At 40.4% G+C, this 18,800-nt stretch carries 18 protein-coding genes; 9 read left to right on the top strand and 9 right to left on the bottom strand.

The window, feature by feature from the left end; translation table 11 throughout:
- Positions 1–132: 132 nt before the first annotated feature.
- A complete protein-coding gene (locus Q0954_RS21260) occupies positions 133–843 on the bottom strand; it encodes a histidine phosphatase family protein (protein WP_299460081.1) in 711 nt (236 codons plus the stop codon).
- 73 nt (positions 844–916) lie between these two features.
- Here Q0954_RS21260 and Q0954_RS21255 point away from each other — a divergent pair, with 73 nt between their 5' ends.
- Positions 917–1,753 carry a peptidylprolyl isomerase gene (locus Q0954_RS21255; protein ID WP_299460079.1) on the top strand — a complete coding sequence of 279 codons (837 nt, stop codon included), beginning with the start codon at positions 917–919 and terminating at the stop codon, positions 1,751–1,753.
- 59 nt (positions 1,754–1,812) lie between these two features.
- Here Q0954_RS21255 and Q0954_RS21250 read toward each other — a convergent pair whose 3' ends face one another.
- Entirely contained in the window at positions 1,813–2,937 is a 1,125-nt protein-coding gene (locus Q0954_RS21250) for an RNA-guided endonuclease TnpB family protein (RefSeq protein ID WP_299460077.1), read from the bottom strand.
- A 69-nt stretch (positions 2,938–3,006) separates the two neighbouring features.
- Here Q0954_RS21250 and tnpA point away from each other — a divergent pair, with 69 nt between their 5' ends.
- A complete protein-coding gene (tnpA, locus tag Q0954_RS21245) occupies positions 3,007–3,405 on the top strand; it encodes an IS200/IS605 family transposase (protein ID WP_299460075.1) in 399 nt (132 codons plus the stop codon).
- A gap of 168 nt (positions 3,406–3,573) precedes the next feature.
- On the opposite strand, the gene Q0954_RS21240 is transcribed toward tnpA, so the two are convergent.
- The 4 genes from Q0954_RS21240 to Q0954_RS21225 all read right to left on the bottom strand — a co-directional run bounded on the left by Q0954_RS21240 (position 3,574) and on the right by Q0954_RS21225 (position 6,498).
- Positions 3,574–3,840, bottom strand: coding sequence for a hypothetical protein (locus Q0954_RS21240; RefSeq protein WP_299460073.1), 267 nt, complete (start codon positions 3,838–3,840; stop codon positions 3,574–3,576).
- Positions 3,841–3,963: 123 nt separating this feature from the next.
- The gene (locus Q0954_RS21235; protein WP_299460071.1) at positions 3,964–4,182 is read right to left on the bottom strand and encodes a hypothetical protein; all 219 of its coding nucleotides are present in this window, start codon (positions 4,180–4,182) and stop codon (positions 3,964–3,966) included.
- A gap of 539 nt (positions 4,183–4,721) precedes the next feature.
- The gene (locus Q0954_RS21230) at positions 4,722–5,468 is read right to left on the bottom strand and encodes a LytTR family DNA-binding domain-containing protein (RefSeq protein ID WP_299460069.1); all 747 of its coding nucleotides are present in this window, start codon (positions 5,466–5,468) and stop codon (positions 4,722–4,724) included.
- A 19-nt stretch (positions 5,469–5,487) separates the two neighbouring features.
- Positions 5,488–6,498, bottom strand: coding sequence for a sensor histidine kinase (locus tag Q0954_RS21225; RefSeq protein ID WP_299460067.1), 1,011 nt, complete (start codon positions 6,496–6,498; stop codon positions 5,488–5,490).
- A 254-nt stretch (positions 6,499–6,752) separates the two neighbouring features.
- On the opposite strand from Q0954_RS21225, the gene Q0954_RS21220 reads away from it, so the two are divergent.
- Entirely contained in the window at positions 6,753–8,447 is a 1,695-nt protein-coding gene (locus Q0954_RS21220) for an amidohydrolase (protein WP_299460065.1), read from the top strand.
- Between the two features lie 71 nt (positions 8,448–8,518).
- Here Q0954_RS21220 and Q0954_RS21215 read toward each other — a convergent pair whose 3' ends face one another.
- On the bottom strand, positions 8,519–9,409 hold the full coding sequence (locus tag Q0954_RS21215) for a 3-hydroxybutyryl-CoA dehydrogenase (protein ID WP_299460062.1): 891 nt from the start codon (positions 9,407–9,409) through the stop codon (positions 8,519–8,521).
- A gap of 212 nt (positions 9,410–9,621) precedes the next feature.
- On the opposite strand from Q0954_RS21215, the gene Q0954_RS21210 reads away from it, so the two are divergent.
- The 3 genes from Q0954_RS21210 (at position 9,622) to Q0954_RS21200 (ending at position 12,964) form a co-directional block, all read left to right on the top strand.
- Positions 9,622–10,257 carry a TetR/AcrR family transcriptional regulator gene (locus Q0954_RS21210; protein WP_299460059.1) on the top strand — a complete coding sequence of 212 codons (636 nt, stop codon included), beginning with the start codon at positions 9,622–9,624 and terminating at the stop codon, positions 10,255–10,257.
- A gap of 133 nt (positions 10,258–10,390) precedes the next feature.
- Complete coding sequence (locus tag Q0954_RS21205) at positions 10,391–11,269, top strand: SDR family oxidoreductase (protein WP_299460057.1); 879 nt, start codon at positions 10,391–10,393, stop codon at positions 11,267–11,269.
- Positions 11,270–11,500: 231 nt separating this feature from the next.
- On the top strand, positions 11,501–12,964 hold the full coding sequence (locus tag Q0954_RS21200; protein ID WP_299460054.1) for an aldehyde dehydrogenase: 1,464 nt from the start codon (positions 11,501–11,503) through the stop codon (positions 12,962–12,964).
- An 88-nt stretch (positions 12,965–13,052) separates the two neighbouring features.
- Here Q0954_RS21200 and Q0954_RS21195 read toward each other — a convergent pair whose 3' ends face one another.
- Positions 13,053–13,607 (bottom strand): hypothetical protein, encoded by a 555-nt coding sequence (locus Q0954_RS21195; RefSeq protein WP_299460051.1) that lies wholly within the window; start codon positions 13,605–13,607, stop codon positions 13,053–13,055.
- Positions 13,608–13,672: 65 nt separating this feature from the next.
- Here Q0954_RS21195 and Q0954_RS21190 point away from each other — a divergent pair, with 65 nt between their 5' ends.
- On the top strand, positions 13,673–14,116 hold the full coding sequence (locus tag Q0954_RS21190; RefSeq protein ID WP_299460048.1) for an NADAR family protein: 444 nt from the start codon (positions 13,673–13,675) through the stop codon (positions 14,114–14,116).
- A gap of 500 nt (positions 14,117–14,616) precedes the next feature.
- On the top strand, positions 14,617–16,695 hold the full coding sequence (locus Q0954_RS21185; RefSeq protein ID WP_299460046.1) for a hypothetical protein: 2,079 nt from the start codon (positions 14,617–14,619) through the stop codon (positions 16,693–16,695).
- Positions 16,696–16,793: 98 nt separating this feature from the next.
- Here Q0954_RS21185 and sucC read toward each other — a convergent pair whose 3' ends face one another.
- Complete coding sequence (gene sucC / locus Q0954_RS21180) at positions 16,794–17,984, bottom strand: ADP-forming succinate--CoA ligase subunit beta (RefSeq protein ID WP_299460043.1); 1,191 nt, start codon at positions 17,982–17,984, stop codon at positions 16,794–16,796.
- A gap of 405 nt (positions 17,985–18,389) precedes the next feature.
- On the opposite strand from sucC, the gene Q0954_RS21175 reads away from it, so the two are divergent.
- Positions 18,390–18,797, top strand: coding sequence for a thioesterase family protein (locus tag Q0954_RS21175; RefSeq protein WP_299460041.1), 408 nt, complete (start codon positions 18,390–18,392; stop codon positions 18,795–18,797).
- Positions 18,798–18,800: the final 3 nt, after the last annotated feature.

The following is an 18,800-nucleotide window of genomic DNA, read 5'->3' as shown; positions in this document are numbered from 1 at the left end:
ATTATTTAAGGTAATAGCGGTTGCTCATGAAAAATGGAACCAAAACTTCCAACCCTGAAAAACCGTCGGGTAGAGTATAGCCAGACTGTGAATGTTGTGGTGTGGCAAGCTATACAACCCTGTAGAAGCAGTTTATACGTAAGTAACCAGTGCTGGAGTAGCCAAGTGAGGAATGTTGTTGAAACTCTTGAGATAAAACTGTCCTTTGTTATACTGAAACTCGGTAAAAGAGGTGTTCATTACCTGCCAGTTGAGCTCCATCATTTTTTCGTCGCTAATACCCAACAACAACCCAGTGAGTACTCCAATGGTGCCACCCGATGATATAACAATGCCCGAACTTTTGCCTTCCATTCCATTCAGTAAAGTTTGATAAGCCCGTTGACAACGTGCCTTAAAGTCGACAAAAGGTTCATACCCCTCTAAACCAAGCTCGCCTTTTGCCCATTTCTTCAACGATTGAAAAAACAATTTCAAAATACTTTTGCGTACTTCAGGGTCATTTTTACCTTTTTGCTCCATAGCCTCCTGTAGTTCAGGAGCATCGGCCATAAGTTGGGGCAATATTTTATTAAAAATGCTGGCGCCTTGGTGCTCATTAAAATCGGCATTGGTAAACACCTTAGGAAACCCCGCACTGAGGGCATATTTTTCTATAATCCCTTCGCTGGTTTGACGGTGGCGTTGCAAATCGCCTTGCCAGGCAATGTCAAACTGAAGCCCCGCTTTTGTCAAATATTCGCCCAAATGGTTTGCCTGAGTTTTGCCCAAGTCAGAGAGTTGGTCATAGTTGCTTTTCATAAAAGATGCTTGTCCGTGTCGTACCAGGTATAAGCTCGCCATAATGTCTTTAATTTATTTTAAATTTGTTGAAAATTACCATTTTGTAATATTACAAAAACCTGAACCAAAAAAAATGAATCATTTGTTTACTCCCCCTGTTTTGTGGGCAATGCTGCTAGTTACCTTGTTGTGTAGTTGTGGCAAAAGCGAAAAAAAAACTACCAATGCCTCTTATAGTGCTTATGATGAAGAACTGGAAGTGACCGAAAAAAAGAAAGGGCAGCAAAAGAAAAAAAAGAAGGGGCAAATGTTTAACCTGCCAAGTGTTACGCTTACCCAAAAAAATGTGGAAGAAGAACTCAAAAAATATGGAGAAACCCACCCCGAAAATGTAGTCATGATTTATACCCGAATGGGCAACCTTAAGCTCAAGCTCTACAAAGAAACACCTTTGCATAGGGCAAACTTTATCAGATTGACCAAAATCAAGTATTTCGACCGTACCCAGTTTCATAGGGTGGTCAAAGATTTTATGATACAAGGTGGTGGTGGTGGTGGTTTACACCGCATCAAACTTAAGGGCATTATAGGCAGTTATCGCATACCGCACGAAATAAAGCCCAACCGTTTTTTTCATAAACGTGGGGCACTTGCTACAGCACGAATGTACGAAAACAACCCCATGAAGCGTTCTAATCCTTATAATTTTTATATAGTGCAAGGCACCAAGTACAATGTGCCCACGCTCAACAATATGGCACAAAAAGAGAAGCTTCACTTTACCCAGGCACAAATGCAGGCATATACCAATATTGGCGGGGTGCCCTCACTAGACGGCAAGCATACGGTGTTTGGCGAACTATTGGAAGGATTTGATGTGCTAGACAAAATTGCCGCAGTGAAAACGAAGAAGTCGGAGTGGCCAGCCGAAGACATTATCATTGACTCGGTGAGGGTGGCAGAGTATTGACTACTCCCCAAGCTAAAGCAGAGGGGATTCTCACCCAACGCACAACCTAATGGTTCACGTTAACGGATAGAGGCAAAAGCCCTTGCCTCAATATTTTTTGCAGCATTGACATCTGCGTTTAATTTTGTGCCACAAGATGTACACACAAATTTAGCTTGTGTTTTCCTGCTTTCTTTGTCTTTGTGCCCACATTCAGAGCATACTTGGGAAGTATACTTTGGGTTTACCTTGACAAAAGTTCGCCCGTGCCATTTCGATTTGTATTCTAGCTTATCCAAAAACATAGAAGGCGCCGTGTCCAGAATAGAGCGATTAAGACCTGATTTGGCTTTGACATTCTTTCCAGGTGCTTCGGTGGTTCCTTTGGCGCTACCAGTCATATTGCGAACTTTGAGGTTTTCAACCGCAATAGAGCCATATTTGAGAATTAAGCCTGTGCTGACTTTGTGTTGAAAATCGTTGCGAATACGGGCAATTTTAGCCTGAAGTTTGGCAAGTTTTCGGGCTTGCTTCTTGAAGTTGCTCCCGCCTTTCTTTTTGCGGGAAAGGCTTCGTTGTTCAATCCTAAGCTTGTTTTGGTAGTGCTGAAAAAGACGCGGATTGGCAATGTGTTCGCCACCTGAAGTGGTTAGAAAATGTTCTATCCCCCAATCCAATCCCACAGTTTGGTTATTGCTGGGAAGTGGTTGGGTGGTCGTTGAGAACATAATAGAAATGTAGAAACCATCCGATTCTTTGATGATGGTTGCTCGCTTAAGTTTGGCTTTTTTAGGGATTTCTCGTGAGTAGAAGGTTTTGACCTCACCCAGCTTTGGAAGAACAAAACGACCAGCCTCACAGTTGTCACGGGTGACTGACTTCAGAGTGATGGAGTTGTACTTTCCTTTCTTTGCCCATTTGGGAAAGCCACCACCTTTAAAGAAAGATTGATAGGCTTTCTCAAGCCTTTGAAGCACATCCTGGAGGCTTTGAGAAGGGACATCTTTAATCCACTCTACATCCTTGAGGGTTTTGAGCTCCTTATCCAAATCAAAGCGAGACAAGTTAACCCCGTAGGCTTTGTAGGCGTATTGTTTTGTCTCCAAAGCAAGGTTGTACACAAACCGACAAGCACCTACCCAACTACTCAATTTTTGAGTTTGGGTAGCCGACAAATTTCGGAGCTTGTATTTGTATGTCTTCACTACTTGGAGCATAATGCAATATACGAAGGAAATATTATTTATCTGACAAATAAATACTATATTTAAGCTATGGAAAAACGCTGGAAAAGCTCTAAAAATAGTGTCTACAACCTAGGCTATCATATCATTTGGTGTCCAAAATACCGCAGGAAAGTCCTAACTCAGGAAATACAAACAAGGCTCAAAGAGCTTTTGCTTTCAAAGGCTAAAGATTTGGGCATTGAAATAGAAACAATGGAGATTATGACAGACCATGTGCATCTTTTCATCAAAGCGAAGCCTGTAGATGCTCCTCATTTCATTATTGGGCAACTTAAGGGCTACACTAGTCGCCATTTGAGGCAAGAATTTCCCCAACTAAAAAGTAGACTTCCAACACTTTGGACAAGGTCATACTATATTGAATCAGTAGGGCATATTTCAGAAAAAACCATCAAAAAATATATTGAAAACCAAAAAATGGTTTGACACCAAATCTGCCCCTTTCACGGGCAATTATTTTTCATCCCACTACTAAAAACAGTGGGCTTTCAAATAATATTTATCGTAAAAAACAATGGTGGTAGAGCAACTACCAAGGCATTGCCCCTACCACTTTAGCTCCATTTAACCTGACACCTGCTGGTGATTTGCAGGCTAAATTTTCATCATTTTTTGCAAAGCCGCACACATTTTCAATTCATTGCTCAAACAACGGGCTTCGTTTGCCAACAGCTCTAGCTTGTCGCTGATGTGTACTTGGGCGACTGCCTCATGATGCAACTGTAAAGGCTCTTCAGCGTCGAACCAAAGTTTTTCTAAACGAGCCTGTAGGCTTTGTTGCCACAACTTGATGCTTGCGGCATTGAAAATGTTTGCGGGCAACGCAGGTTGTTGGGTTGGGGTATTTTGACTAACTTGCATATTGTTATGTTTAATAATGTAACCAAAGCCTCGAGGTGAAGTTTTCCAGACAAGCACTTCGGGGCTGTTTTTATATATGCAAATATAGTAATTAAGTCGTATTAATAAAAATAATACGACCTTTTATTTATCTGTTTTCCCTCCCTCAAAACGGTGAAAGGTTTCTACCTTACCATAAGTGTTGAGCACCCGTCGAATACGATTTGCCGACACATTTGTGGCTCGCTTGTAGTGATCATATTTCACATCCTTGAGTTTTCTTTTGTCTTCAGTTGGCAAATGAGGAAACACATTCTCAAAAAACCAATCAAGGGCTTCGGGCAAGGTTTTAAATTCGGGCATATTTATAAGCGTATTGTTCAAAAAAGAATAAGTAAAGGTAGGGAATTTTTGAGAGAAATGATGAGTCAATGATTCAGAGGCTTATAAGGCACGAGTTACCTTGCAAAACTCCAAAAACAGTTTGTAACTTATTTACTTTTGCTATCCAGCAATCACTCTAATACGCATGTAAGAAAAAAGAGGGTCAATGATACCTTTAGCAAATCACTCAAACTCCAAAAACTAATGATAATATAAAAGCGGATGCTTTAAATATGATGGGGCTCATTGTATGGAGTATGGCACCAGAACTTGCTCAAGAAAACGAGGCTGAGGAAGGTTTAGCCTACTTTAAACAAGCTCTTAAACTTGACCCTAAAAATCTAGTGTTATGTCAATGTTGCATAAAACTTTGGTACTTCTTATGGACAACACCAAGACAAGGAGGCTTTCAATAAACCTTATCAACAATTAAAAAACCTAAAAAGTGAATTGTCTGAGGCTAATATGGCAATGCTTGAAGATAAATATCAATTACTATTAAAGTTAAGCGCATAAGTCTACCCATCCAAACGCTTACTCGCAATCAAATCATAAAAGGCACTTCGGTTGCCTTGGCTCAATGGTAAATGATGGTTTTGGATAGTAATAGTATTGCCCTGAATACTGTCAATGTGGGCAATATTGATGATGTAAGAACGATGGATACGGGTAAAATTACTTGAGGGTAGTTTGTCAAGCAAATGACTAAGTGATGTCAAGCTAATAAGAACCTCGTTGGGTAAGTGTATTTTCACATACTTTTGTAAGCCTTCTATAAATAAAATGTCGTGAGCGAGCACTTTGACAATTTTATGATCTGTTTTGATAAAAAAATAAGTTTCATTCTCTACTGAATTGGTTTCCAAAGCATTAGAGTTAGTCATTGGAATAGGGTCATTGATTGCCTCTGGTGCGCTCTTAATCACCTTATTGACCGCCTGAAAAAACCGATTAAATATGATAGGCTTAAGCAGGTAGTCTACTACATTAAGATTAAAAGCCTCAAGAGCATATTCGGCATAAGCCGTAGTAAATATAATGGCGGGGGGGTGTTTTAGGTTACGCAAAAAATCTAAACCATTGAGATGAGGCATTTCAATATCTAAAAATATCAAATCTATAGTTTGAGAATGAATTGTGAGACTAGCTTCGATGGCTGAAGCAAAAGTTTGCTCTAACTGCAAAAAAGGAACTTGTTGGATATAACCTTCCAACAACTCTCTGGCAAGAGGTTCGTCATCGATAATGATACACTTGTACAACATGAGGGTGTTTTTTCTAATGTCAACTGTCAAGCTGAATATACAAATTTACCTGAAATGAATCATTGTGTTGTACTATTTTTAACTCATGCGCTTGTGGATAATGCAACGCCAGTTGACGCTTTGAGTTGGTCAAGCCAATACCACTCATTTTAGTTTTGCTTAAGGCAGACCTTGTCACACTATTGATCACCTCTACCACCAGTTTATTCTCAGTTTCTATACAAATGCTTACCTTTATCCAAGCGTTGGCATCATTGAAAAAATTACTGTGCTTGAAGCTGTTTTCTACAAAATTGATGAGGATAAGCGGGGCAATTTGGTGGCGACTGTCCACTCCTTCGGTATACAAATCTATATTTTGCGATTCACTCTTTTTGAGCAACTGTAGCTGAATGTAATTGTCAATCATTGTCACCTCTTTATGCAAAGGCACTACTGCTTGTGCTCCATCATAAATCAGGTAACGTAATATGACTGCCAGGCGGGTCACCATCAATGCCGCATGGTCGTGTTTTTGTTGGCATAGGCTGTAAATATTGTTTAAGGTGTTGAACAGAAAATGAGGACTTATTTGGCTTTTGAGCAGCTGTAGTTCTGTTTCTAACTGTTGGCTTTTAAGCATGAGCGCTTCGTTGGTTTTGACAAACCATTGCTTGTAATACCAATACAAGTAAGAAAAAGCTACCAGCAAAAAAGTAGTCAATAGCATCATTATCAGGTTATTGGCTGACACTTCCAGCAATAACAACTCGCCCAAGCCGCTATATACCAATAGACTTGTAAACACTCCAAACACCCCTGCCAAGCTTAAACTATAGCTTAAATAATGCTTGGCTTGCAATAATTTGGGTAACAAAACCAAGTAATGGGTATACACAACGGTTGCATGAAAGCTTAGCTCAAGCAATGCCCAATGCCACGACTCTGCCAAAGAGGTATCATGAAAATAATCATTAAGAATAAATAGATAAACAAATAGCCAAAAGAGCACTTGATCAAGCCAGCGAACATGTTGTAAAGTTTTTTTCATTTACTTGTGATTTTATCAGGTCATTATAAGCATAACTCCACAATTTTTTGTATTTTTTCTCTCAGTAAAGCATTTTAAGGTGCGAATGCCTAATTATAGGGAATGAAATAAGCTTTGGCTTTTTATAGCCACTGATTCGCTCAATAAGCCCGTTCAGGTAACAATTGGTTGGGTTCATAGAATATTTTTTTTCTTGTGCCTGTGTTACGCGTAATTAGCATTAGAACATAGTTGTTTATCGAAAAAACAGAATTATGAAAATATTCACCTATATCGTTCAGGCGTGTCTTGCTATAGTTTTATTTGGGGCAAGCGCTTGTAAAAAGGATGCCCAACCCCAAGTACAAGATGCCAGCGAAAAACTTTTTATCAATGGCAAAATATACACTGTAAATGATGCTGCACTATGGGCAGAAGCGGTGTTGGTAAAAGACGGAATAATTGCTTATGTAGGCACAACTGCGCAGGCAAAAGCGCAGGCTTCTGCTCAGGCTCAGGTCATTGACTTGCAAGGGCAAATGATGATGCCAGGGCTACATGATGTGCATATGCACCCGCTCGAAGCCAGCACCAACAACTTTAAGTTCAGCCTTAGTAATACTGAAACCAACCCTGAAAACTACGCTGCCACCATCAAGCAAGCAGTCAAAGATAACCCAGGCGCAGATTGGCTATTAGGGGCTGGACATTCACTCACAACTATTTTGGCGGCTACTCGTGCGCCTCGGTTAATTTTAGATGAGATAAGCAATACCCGCCCTATAGGTATCATGGAGCAAACCTCGCACTCGTTTTGGTGTAATTCTAAAGCACTTGAGGTATTGGGCATTACGCAACTTACCCCTGACCCACAAGGGGGTATTATTGGGCGTGAGGATAATGGAGTACCCAATGGTTTATTGATAGACAACGCTGGAGAATTGCTGGCTGAGGCCGCCCTGAAAGCTACCAATGCCAAGGAAGAAACTGACTACCAAGGATTGGTGGGTTTTGCTCTCCCCGAAATGGCAAAATATGGAATTACATCGGCTTGTGAAGCACGTACCTTCTGGAAAAGAAATTATCATAAGGTATGGCAACGCATAGAAGCAGAAGGCAAACTGACAGCTCGTATTACGTTGGCGCTATGGGCATACCCTACCGAAGACGATGGCTCGCAAATACAAACCCTGAAAAGCTTGTACTCAAACGATGACGCCAAGTTGCTACATATCAATCAGATAAAACTATACATGGATGGTATTCTACATAATACTACTGCGGCTTTGCATACCAACTACCAGCAAGATGTTTTGGGCAATGGCATTGGCAATGGCTTAAACTACTTTACACAAGCACGTTTGGCTAGTTATATTGCTCAACTTGAGTCTACCGGGTTCGACTTCTTTATTCATTCTATTGGCAACCGTGGCACTACAGAAGCATTGAATGCCATTGAAAAATCGGGCACAGCCCAAGGCAGACACCGCCTCACCCACCTTGAAATGGTGCAAACCAGCGATTTGGCAAGGTTCAATGCTTTGAATGTAACGGCAGACTGTCAGGTGGCAGGTAGCTTTACCCATCCCGACCACTGGAGCGAAAATGCTGCATTGGTAGGCACTGCTTTAGCCAATGATTTGGTGCCTTTGAAAAACTTGGTAAATGCCAAAGCCCGACTAACTTTAAGTAGCGATTGGGACGTAAGCACGCTTAACCCATTTGTAGGAATGCAAAACGCGGTGACACGCAGCCCCCAAGAAATTAGCCTGGAAGAAGCAGTAAAAGCTTATACCATCAATGCGGCGTATACTATGCGGCAAGAAAACAAGGTAGGTACTATAGAGGTAGGCAAAGAAGCCGACTTGATTGTATTGGACAGAGACATCTTTAGTATTTCGCCCAATACGATAGGGCAAACTCAGGTAGTACAGACCTATTTGCGTGGCAAGTTGGTGTATCAAAAATAGCAATGGTTCACAGTCCTGACAGGGTGCAACTAAAAGCTGAGCCCTATCGGGGCTGTGGACTATTCTATCAATTAGTTGCTAAATCGTGCTGCCACAAAGGCTTCTTTCATTCCTTTTGAGTAGTCATAAAAACCTACTCCAGACTTAGCACCCAGGTGCCCGGCTTCTACCATATTTACTAACAACGGGCACGGAGCATATTTTGGGTTACCCAAACCATCGTGCATTACCCGCAAAATAGACAAACAAACATCTAAGCCAATGAAGTCGGCCAGTTGTAAGGGCCCCATAGGGTGTGCCATGCCCAGTTTCATCACGGTGTCTATTTCTTCTACTCCGCCTACCCCTTCAAACAAAGCATAGATTGCCTCATTGATCATGGGCAATAATATACGGTTTGCCACAAAACCAGGATAATCATTGACAGAGGTAGGTATTTTGCCTACTCTTTTAGAAGCTTCCAACACTGCATTGGTCGTTTCTTTAGAGGTAGAATAGCCATTGATTACCTCTACCAGTTTCATTACGGGCACGGGGTTCATAAAGTGCATCCCAATCACTTTTTCGGGGCGTTTGGTTACTGCAGCAATCTTAGTAATAGAAATAGAAGAGGTATTGCTGGCAAGTATGCAGTTTTCGGGTGCATATTTATCTATGTCTTGAAAAATTTTGAGCTTAATATCTATATTCTCAGTAGCAGCTTCTACCACTAAATCTACGGCTTTTACTCCCTCTTCAAGGTTAGTATAGGTAGTAATGTTGCCCAAAGTAGCTGTTTTTTTAGCTTCGTCAATTTTTTCTTTTTTTACTTGACGATCCAAATTCTTTGAAATGGTAGCCAATGCTCTTTCCAAAGCTTCTGAATTAATATCAATCAGGTTTACTTTATAATCGTTTTGGGCAAATACGTGGGCAATTCCATTCCCCATTGTACCAGAGCCAATGACTGCTATATTTTTCATGATGATAGTTATGTTAAATGAATGATCGGACATGTGTATTGAGGCGGCAATATCACAATTATTTGGTTTAAACTCAAAAAGAAGGGATTGATACTGATTGAGTGCAATGGTTTCAGTTTTTTTTCATATTTTTATTTTGCAAATAAGCGTAAACAATTAACTTTATGTGCTAAAAATGACCACTGGTCATTTTAAAATCGTTACAGAGTAATATGGGAGTTCTTGAAAGAAAAGAAAGAGAAAAAAAACAAAGGCGAAATGCTATTTTAGATGCTGCAGAGAAGATTTTCTTCCGACAGGGTTTATCTAACACCTCTATGGACAGCATAGCCAAAGAAGCTGAGTTTAGTAAAGGTACCTTATACTTGTACTTTAAAAACAAAGAAGAACTCTATCGGGCAGTTTTATTGCGTGGTTTTATACTGCTGGAGCAAAAACTCAAAGAAGAAACCAATGAAGAAGAGAATGCTTATGACAGCCTCAAAAAAATCACGATGGCTTATTATAAGTTTTCTCAGGAAGAAGATGGGTACTTTAATGCTATTTTGTCTTATCAAGACGATGAGTTTGACCTGGACAACCTGGAAGTAGAATCGGGTAAGTCGGTAAAAGCCGGTAATCGAGTGATGCAAATACTCATTGATGCACTGGAACGAGGACGGAATGATGGCAGCATTGATCCTAATATCAATCCAGTAGAATCGGCGTTTGTATTGTGGAGCCAGTTTACTGGTTTTTTGCAAATGATTAAAAAGAAGAAAGAGATCATTGATCACTATTTTACAGTAGGTGCTGAACACTTGCTGGAGACTTACTTTTTACTTCTCGAAAAATCTTTAAAGCCATAAAGTAAACATCAAAAACACTGAATAAAGAATCTATTTTCTGCATTCAGTGTTTGGCACATAAATACTTGACTAATAGTCATAAAATGAATAATAGCCAGTTATATTATACCATCACTTTAAATAATGTATTATCATGACTAAGATAAAAGACAAGAATATATTGATTACTGGAGGAGCCAACGGTATTGGTAAAATACTAGGCGAAAAATGCCTGAAAGAGGGTGCTTCTCATTTGGTTATTTGGGACATTAACCAGGAAAACTTAACCAAAACAGTGGATGAGTTTAAACAAAAAGGGTTTGCCAATGTATCGCCCTATATTGTAGATGTATCAGTCACCAAAGATATAGAAACTCAAGCCGCCAAGGTATTATCAGAAGTAGGCAATATAGATATTCTGTTTAATAACGCAGGGGTAGTAGTAGGCAAACAATTTTATGAGCATACAGCACGCGACATTGACAAAACCATGCAAATTAATGTAATGGGGGTCATGCATGTCACCCGTTTGTTTTTGCCCGGAATGATAGAAACCGGAGCAGGACACATCATCAATATTGCCTCGGCTGCCGGGCTTACACCTAACCCTAAGATGTCGGTATACGCAGCCAGTAAATGGGCCGTACTGGGTTGGTCAGAGTCTTTACGCATAGAACTCGAACGCACTGGTCCGGATTTACACGTGACTACCGTAACCCCCAGCTATATCAACACTGGCATGTTTGACGGTGCCAAGGCTCCATTGATTACACCTATCTTAGATGCTGATGATGTAACCAACCAGATCATCTCAGCTATTAAAAGTAATGAAATACTATTGCGTGCGCCAAGTTCGGTGAACTTGCTACCCATTTTGCGTGGTATATTACCTACACGTGTATTTGACTTTGTGGGAGGTACTTTGTTTGGTATTTATGACACAATGGCGGATTTTATTGGACGACCAAAAGGGGAAGCTTTACCAGAAAAAGACAGCAAAACTTCGAAAACGAAGAAGGCAGCAAAAGCTTAATACTTGTATTAATAACGATAGCCTAATGCTCTGGGTACTAAATTCCTTTCACATCTTTCGGCTTCTTTTGCCTGTTGACTTCACCTAAAAAAACTCACATAGCTTAGACTATGCTCGTTTTTTGGAGGTTTGACAGCCACCAAAATAAACTCGAAATAGTGTATAAACTACTTAGTTCCCAAAGCACTAGAATAACCAAATACAACCAACCCAATCTCCAATAACAAACTCATGAGCACCGAAGCCAAAAATTCAACTCGTAAAACAACCGCCCAAAAAACCACCAGAGGCACCACTAAAAAAAGTACTGCCAAAAGTGGGTGGGATGCCAAAGCTTTGATCCATAAACAACGTACTTATTTTGCTCAAGGCAATACCAAAAGCTACGACTTCAGGCTGGAGCGTTTACGCAAACTACAAGAAGTAATAGAAACACATGAAGAAGCCATTGTTGAGGCTTTACAAAAAGATTTTAAAAAGTCGCCTTTTGAGACGTATGCTACTGAGATTGGTTTTGTGTTGGGAGAAATAGAGCACGCCCGAAGCAACCTGGCATCGTGGATGGGCGCAAAAAAAGTTGGTGGCTCGTTGCTTAATTTCCCTTCTGGGAGCTACATTTATTCAGAGCCCTATGGTATTTGTTTGATTTTGGGCGCCTGGAACTACCCCCTACAACTCACTTTTGGCCCTTTGGTGGGCGCCTTGGCAGCAGGCAATTGTGCTATAGTAAAACCCTCAGAGCTTGCCTCGCACACCTCGGTTGTGATGGCAAAAATGATCAATGAAAACTTTGACGAAGCACATATCAAGGTAGTAGAGGGGGGCAAAGAAGTAGCCGAAAAGTTACTTACCGAAAAACTTGATTATATATTTTTTACCGGAAGTGTAAGAGTAGGCAAAATAGTAATGCAAGCTGCTGCCCAACACCTTACTCCTGTTACTCTAGAGTTGGGGGGTAAAAGCCCTTGTATAATAGACAAAACCGCCAATCTTGACCTTGCCGCCAAGCGCATCGCCTGGGGTAAGTTTTTGAATGGAGGACAAACCTGTGTGGCTCCCGACTATTTGCTGGTACATAAGGCAGTAAAGCCTCGTTTTATGCAGTTGTTTAAAGAACATATCAAGGCAATGTATGGGGATGATCCTCAACAAAGCCCTGATTACCCACGCATTATCAATCAAGATCATTACAAACGTTTGGTGGGTTACCTGAAGGAGGGCAGAATATTGACAGGAGGCGACACTAATGACAAAGAACGATATATAGCCCCCACTGTGCTGGATCAACTCAGCTGGAATGACCAAGTAATGCAAGAAGAGATTTTTGGTCCTATATTGCCCATATTAGAGTTTGAAACCATCGAAGAAGTTGCCCAACAAATCGCACATCATCCTAAGCCTTTAGCTTTGTATTTGTTTTCGGAAGATACTGATCATCAAAAATATATTACCGAAAATGTAAGCTTTGGTGGAGGGTGTATCAACGATACGGTAGCGCACTTGGTCAATACCAACATGCCTTTTGGCGGGGTGGGCGACAGTGGCATAGGGAGCTACCACGGCAGGTCGAGTTTTCAGACGTTTTCGCATCAAAAGAGTGTGATGAAGAAAGCAACCTGGCTGGATGTACCTTTGCGGTATGCTCCTTACAAAGGTAAAATGAAATGGCTTAAGATGGCTTTCCGCTGGACTTAATCATTGTATAAATACAACGCCCTGTTATGTGAGTTTGCACCATTATATATCCAACTTAGTTTGATGCACACAGGGCGTTTTTTAAGTTTTATTTCAACTCTTTGATAAACTTCTCTCCTCCCTCGATATACAGCTCGGCATATTGCATAGATGCCAAATTTGAGGCAATTTTCAGATGTATAAAAGGTTTATCCTTACGAGACTTAACACTTACATCGTTTACCGATAATGAAGCAATCACTGCAGTAAAATTAATAGGTGAGGGAATTTGTTTGTTTCTTTCGGTAAAATAAAAATGATAGCTCTCTCGATACTCAGGGCTGAATAAAATCCGTTTGCCCACAATTACCCGTAAGTTAGTAAGGGTTACTTTACAGTCTGGAGCTATTTCAGATTTATTGGCATATTTTAGGTTTGTTTTCACTCCTACCTCTTCTAACAATACCTTTTCTCCAGGGTGTAGTTTCAAAACAATTGCTTTTCCACGATTAAGGTATTGCAAAGCTACCAACACCAATACAATGCCTGCAATACTACCAAATACATATAACCCTTTTTTACTACCCAATGCCCATACACCAGTGATAAGCAGGAATATGCCTACTATTATCATAAATAACTGTTCTTGATAACCAATTTTCATAATCCGTGAGTTTTTGATGGTAATTACTGCAATTTAAAAAGCTTGTTGGTTAAATTTGATATTCTATGGATAACCTTATCAAATTTTACAGTGTAGGGGCGCCTTATGGCGAATTTTCTAATTTTGCCCCCTACCCTATCAAACTCAAGGGCAAAGTGTGGGCTACTACTGAACACTATTTTCAGGCACAAAAATTTGCGGGAACTCCCCACGAAACCAAGATAAGAAAAGCCGCCAGTCCCATGAAAGCAGCAGAGCTGGGACGTACCCGTAAAGTAAGGATTCGTGACAACTGGGATCATATCAAAGACAATGTGATGATGGAGGCAGTAAGGGCTAAATTTACCCAACATGCCGACTTACAAAATTTGTTATTGGACACAGGAGAGGCAACCTTGATAGAACATACTGAAAATGATGCTTATTGGGGTGATGGTGGGGATGGGAAAGGTAAAAACCGCTTGGGTAAAATATTGATGAAAGTAAGGGAGGAACTAAAAGACAAATAATTTATAGCAACTTTGCTATATTTAGGTAGTAAGGGGGGTATCTATATAACTACGGAAGCTTGCTCTGGTTAATCTTCGCAGAAAAGCAAAACATTGTTGCCATAAAGCAAAATTTATAGCAACAACTGGGTACACTAAAATATATAAACAGTTAATTATCAGGCACTTGCACATACGTGCAATTTTTCAATACATTTGTCCAATAAGCTTGATTTTCTTTTCTCTTCCTTTGTAACGCTCATTTTTTGAGTTAAGCAATAGGACTTTGTTTAAATGGTGTATTTTCTGTGTAACGGTCAAACAGGTTTGGGGCACGGTTCACTACATTGAAAATAAAACAACAAACTCATTACTGTAATGCTACTAAGTGGGCACAGTACATCAATCAAATATCATAGTACTTTCACATAAAATGTTAATATTTAACATTTACCAATTAGTTATTACATTAAATTTGTAGACTGCTAATATACAATATACTAATCAATAACAATACACTTATGAATAAAGGTCAGCTTGTTAAGAATCAGGACAAAAATCAACAAGAAAATTCAAACCATACCATTCAGCAAAAAAAAACAGCGAAGGGTATAGGTACAATACAACGAAAAGGAGGGTATATAGCCCATACGAGCAACCAAAGTGGTCAGCCACCCATCCAATCTAAACAGGCTCCTGTTTCCAGTAAACATAAAAATGTGGTCAAGCTGGGGGGACATAATCATAATAACGAAAACCGTGGAAATGTAAACTCCTCTCCATCTGGCGAAGTAATACAACGTAAAGAAACTGACCCACCCTGGTATGAGCGTGCCTGGAACGCCGCAGGAGAGGCAGTAGACTACATAGGTGACAAGACCACTGAAGCCTCGGAGTATGTAAGTGGCAAAATGGAAGAAGGCTCAGTGTATTTGCTCAACAAGGTATTGCCTGTAGGCGTGGGAGTAGCAGTACAACTTAACGGGGGCATTACTTGGGGGATACCTCTACACACAGGAGGTTCGGCCATATGTTATCTCAAACGTATAGACGAAAATACAGTAAACATTTTGGTACGAAAACAAGGTACACTGGCTTTTGATACTGGTGTGGGCGCTTCAGCTATGATTGGCAAAACTGGCAGTGGTGGCAAACCTGGAGCTGGCATAGGTGGCGAAGCAGGAGCCAACTTCCAGGCAGGTATTCAAGGCACAGGCATCGAAGAGTTTAACATTCCCGTTCCACAATTTTTAATGTTTGCGGGTAAGTCGGCTTTATCGAACATGTTGAAAATGAACATGATGACCAGGCCTATCAATAACCTGCTCAAGCAAAATGCTGATCAATACCGTATTCGTCAACGCATAGAAGTCGGCGTATTTGCCCAGGCAGATGCTGAAGCGGGTATAGGGGTGCGTCGCCCTTCAGATGATTTTCAAGGACGCGAAGGAAGAGGAGATACCCAATATGGAGCAAGTGGCTGGGGACGCGAAGGCGACCGTGATTTTCAGGGATCAGCTCCCAAACTTGTAGATGTGCTTGGTTCTAAGAAATTTGACCCGCTGGCTTTGCTCAACTTATTGAGTGTATTTGCCAGTGCTCAAGTACGCGGACAAATAGCAGGTGGAGTTGATCAAAAAAGCCAAGGCAAAAAAACAATTACCTCACTATATTTGGAAGGGGAAGTAACTTCTATGATTAATATTCCTATTCCGTTTTTGAGCCAGTTTTTGCAAATGATTCCCTCTGGTGGTGGAGCTGGAGTAGAACTTCAGTTTACTCAGGAAGCAGGCAAAGAAACCCAAACTAATTTAAAGGTTTATCAGAAATCGGGCGAAGACCAAGTGTATGCAGGTGCAGCCAATAACCAAACTTTTAATATTAACCTGACCAATCTTTTGCCCACTAATCAGATTCTTGCCAGTTTGAAAAAACGTCAAATGCCTAATATTAGCATCAAAGCTGCTGATATGAAAAAAGCATTTGAGAAGGTATCATTCTTTAATCGAATGTTGCTGACAGGTGGAGCTACTAAAAAGCTAAAAGGCTTTTTAAGAAAACAACAAGGCACTCGTTCGCTATTGTCTGACAAAACCAAGTCGAAAGCTGAGAACTTCGGAGGAAGCTACGCTGTCTACCTTGATTTGGGTGGACAAATGACTGGCCCTGATTTTATGGCGATTGTGCAAAAGATTTTTAAAATAGGCAAAGAAGCTTATGACGCAAGCAAAGACTCTGAGAGTGTATCACAAACATTCAAGGCATTGCAGGACTTTTTTGCTGGCAAGGCTGACTCCCCTGAATTAATGAATTTGTTGGATGACGTGCTGGATGGTTATAAAGTAGATACTGCACTGATCAGAATTGAGGGTTCGTTGGGGCTTGGCATCAGTGGTAAGCTTTCGGCTGGTGCCAAAGTACGAGGAGACTTAAGTGCACAGGGTGGCGCATTTGTAGAGATGGATTACGTGAAAAAAATGGGGCAAGAAGGACGTATGAACCTTCGTCATTTATTGGCAGAATTACCCAAAGTATTGAACAATCCACTGGATTATTTCCCTGGCAACTCATTGATTAAGATGTTGTATGAAGATGAATAAAGAATGTAATGGTGATTGTATCACAAGAAAACCCCACAATTTGATAATTGTGGGGTTTTCTTATTATAAACTTACATGTCAGTAACTAGACCAACAGACTAAGCCATTACTTCTTTTACTTTGTCAGCGGCATCCTTCAATACAATGGCAGAGGTTACCTTCAAGCCAGATTCGTCAATGATTTTAGCTCCTTCTTCGGCATTGGTTCCTTGCAGACGAACAATAATAGGCACTGGAATGTCTCCAATGTTTTTGTAAGCTTCTACTACCCCTTTTGCTACGCGGTCGCAACGTACAATACCACCAAAAATATTGATAAGAATGGCTTTTACATTGGGGTCTTTCAAGATGATACGGAAGCCCGCTTCTACAGTTTTAGGGTTAGCTCCACCTCCTACATCTAAAAAATTGGCAGGCTCACCACCCGACAACTTAATAATATCCATAGTAGCCATTGCCAAGCCAGCACCATTTACCATACAACCTACGTTACCGTCTAGTTTTACATAATTTAGGTCAGACTCTTTGGCTTCTACTTCAAAAGGGTCTTCTTCGGTAATATCGCGCATTTCTGCCAGATCAGCATGACGATACAAAGCGTTGTCGTCTAAGTCAATCTTACAGTCAGCTGCCAAAATACGACTATCAGAAGTTTTCAACATTGGGTTGATTTCTACCATAGTAGCATCACTGTCTGTATAGGCTTTATAAAGTGCGTAAATGAACTTTACCCCTTCTTTCAATGATTTACCTTTCAGACCTAAGGCAAAGGCTACTTTACGCGCCTGAAATGCCTGCAATCCTACACGGGGATCTATCCATTCTTTGACAATTTTTTCAGGAGTTTTCTCGGCCACTTCTTCAATGTCCATTCCACCCTCTGTACTAGCCATAATAACTAATTTGCTGGTGTTACGGTCAAGCAATATGCCCATGTAAAACTCTTTTGGTTCTTCTTCGCCTGGGTAATACACATTCTCCTCTACCAACAATTTGTGTACTTTTTTGCCTTCTTCGCCAGTTTGTGGAGTTACCAGTTGCATTCCCAAAATATTGTCGGCGTGCTCCAGCGCTTGCTCTAGGTTGTCAGCAAGCTTTACTCCTCCACCCTTTCCACGACCACCTGCATGAATTTGAGCTTTCACCACTACTTTTTCTGAGCCACTTTCAGACTGAACTTTCTTGATAATATCTTTCGCCTGGCTCAGGTTCTCGATCACGTGACCCGCCGGAGTGGCTACACCATATTTGCGCAAGATACCCTTGCCTTGATACTCGTGAATATTCATTTGTATAAATGTTTTCCTCCAACCAATGGAGATTTACAAAAAAGTCAATATATTCTACCACTTCACTTGTTTTCAAATATAAATAAAAATCAAGGAAGGGTCCAATGGAACATAACTAACCCACTATTGTTTTTACTATTATTTGCTTTGGTTTTGCACAGTAAACAATAAAAACCCTGTGGATGTTTCGTTAGATTTGCTTATGGTTGTTGCGTATATATTTTTACTATATTGCAACCCAATTTGAGCCCAATCTAAATGTTTTTTGGGCAAATACAAAATTAAGTAACCATAGATGAGTGCCAGAGAAGCAAACTAAAAAAGGTTGCTATAAAACACCAATGTTATTTGGTATTTGCAGGCTATATCTGATATAAACTATTTAAACTTTTTTAAAGAAACTCTATGTATAAACACGAGGTAAAAATGAGGGTACGGTATGCCGAAACCGATCAGATGGGCTATGTGTATTACGGGAATTATGCTACTTATTTTGAAGTAGCACGGGTAGAGGCATTACGCAAATTGGGATTTAGGTATAAAAACCTGGAAGAACAAGGCATTTTGATGCCAGTACGCGAGCTTACCACCCGCTACATTCAACCTGCCAAATATGACGATCTCATTACTGTAAAGGTAAGTGTAAAAGAGATGCCAGATGTTAAAATTATTTTTGACTATGAGGTGTACAACGAAGAAGGGCAAAAGCTTAATACTGCGCAAACTACTTTGGTGTTTGTAGACGAAAAAACTGGCAAACTAACGCGCTGTCCCCGCCCTTTGATTATTTTGTTTGAAACTTATTTTGGTTAATAT

The organism is uncultured Microscilla sp. (assembly GCF_947493425.1).
GTDB lineage: Bacteria > Bacteroidota > Bacteroidia > Cytophagales > Microscillaceae > Microscilla.
The sequence above is the reverse complement of the archived record's forward strand: the minus strand, read 5'-3'. Positions and strand labels throughout refer to the sequence as shown.

Excerpts from the sequence above, each read along its gene's own strand:
- Q0954_RS21260 (WP_299460081.1), bottom strand. The coding sequence starts at position 843 with ATGGCGAGCTTATACCTGGTACGACACGGACAAGCATCTTTTATGAAA.
- Q0954_RS21255 (WP_299460079.1), top strand. The coding sequence starts at position 917 with ATGAATCATTTGTTTACTCCCCCTGTTTTGTGGGCAATGCTGCTAGTT.
- tnpA (WP_299460075.1), top strand. The coding sequence starts at position 3,007 with ATGGAAAAACGCTGGAAAAGCTCTAAAAATAGTGTCTACAACCTAGGC.
- Q0954_RS21240 (WP_299460073.1), bottom strand. The coding sequence starts at position 3,840 with ATGCAAGTTAGTCAAAATACCCCAACCCAACAACCTGCGTTGCCCGCA.
- Q0954_RS21235 (WP_299460071.1), bottom strand. The coding sequence starts at position 4,182 with ATGCCCGAATTTAAAACCTTGCCCGAAGCCCTTGATTGGTTTTTTGAG.
- Q0954_RS21230 (WP_299460069.1), bottom strand. The coding sequence starts at position 5,468 with ATGTTGTACAAGTGTATCATTATCGATGACGAACCTCTTGCCAGAGAG.
- Q0954_RS21225 (WP_299460067.1), bottom strand. The coding sequence starts at position 6,498 with ATGAAAAAAACTTTACAACATGTTCGCTGGCTTGATCAAGTGCTCTTT.
- Q0954_RS21220 (WP_299460065.1), top strand. The coding sequence starts at position 6,753 with ATGAAAATATTCACCTATATCGTTCAGGCGTGTCTTGCTATAGTTTTA.
- Q0954_RS21215 (WP_299460062.1), bottom strand. The coding sequence starts at position 9,409 with ATGAAAAATATAGCAGTCATTGGCTCTGGTACAATGGGGAATGGAATT.
- Q0954_RS21210 (WP_299460059.1), top strand. The coding sequence starts at position 9,622 with ATGGGAGTTCTTGAAAGAAAAGAAAGAGAAAAAAAACAAAGGCGAAAT.
- Q0954_RS21205 (WP_299460057.1), top strand. The coding sequence starts at position 10,391 with ATGACTAAGATAAAAGACAAGAATATATTGATTACTGGAGGAGCCAAC.
- Q0954_RS21200 (WP_299460054.1), top strand. The coding sequence starts at position 11,501 with ATGAGCACCGAAGCCAAAAATTCAACTCGTAAAACAACCGCCCAAAAA.
- Q0954_RS21195 (WP_299460051.1), bottom strand. The coding sequence starts at position 13,607 with ATGAAAATTGGTTATCAAGAACAGTTATTTATGATAATAGTAGGCATA.
- Q0954_RS21190 (WP_299460048.1), top strand. The coding sequence starts at position 13,673 with ATGGATAACCTTATCAAATTTTACAGTGTAGGGGCGCCTTATGGCGAA.
- Q0954_RS21185 (WP_299460046.1), top strand. The coding sequence starts at position 14,617 with ATGAATAAAGGTCAGCTTGTTAAGAATCAGGACAAAAATCAACAAGAA.
- sucC (WP_299460043.1), bottom strand. The coding sequence starts at position 17,984 with ATGAATATTCACGAGTATCAAGGCAAGGGTATCTTGCGCAAATATGGT.
- Q0954_RS21175 (WP_299460041.1), top strand. The coding sequence starts at position 18,390 with ATGTATAAACACGAGGTAAAAATGAGGGTACGGTATGCCGAAACCGAT.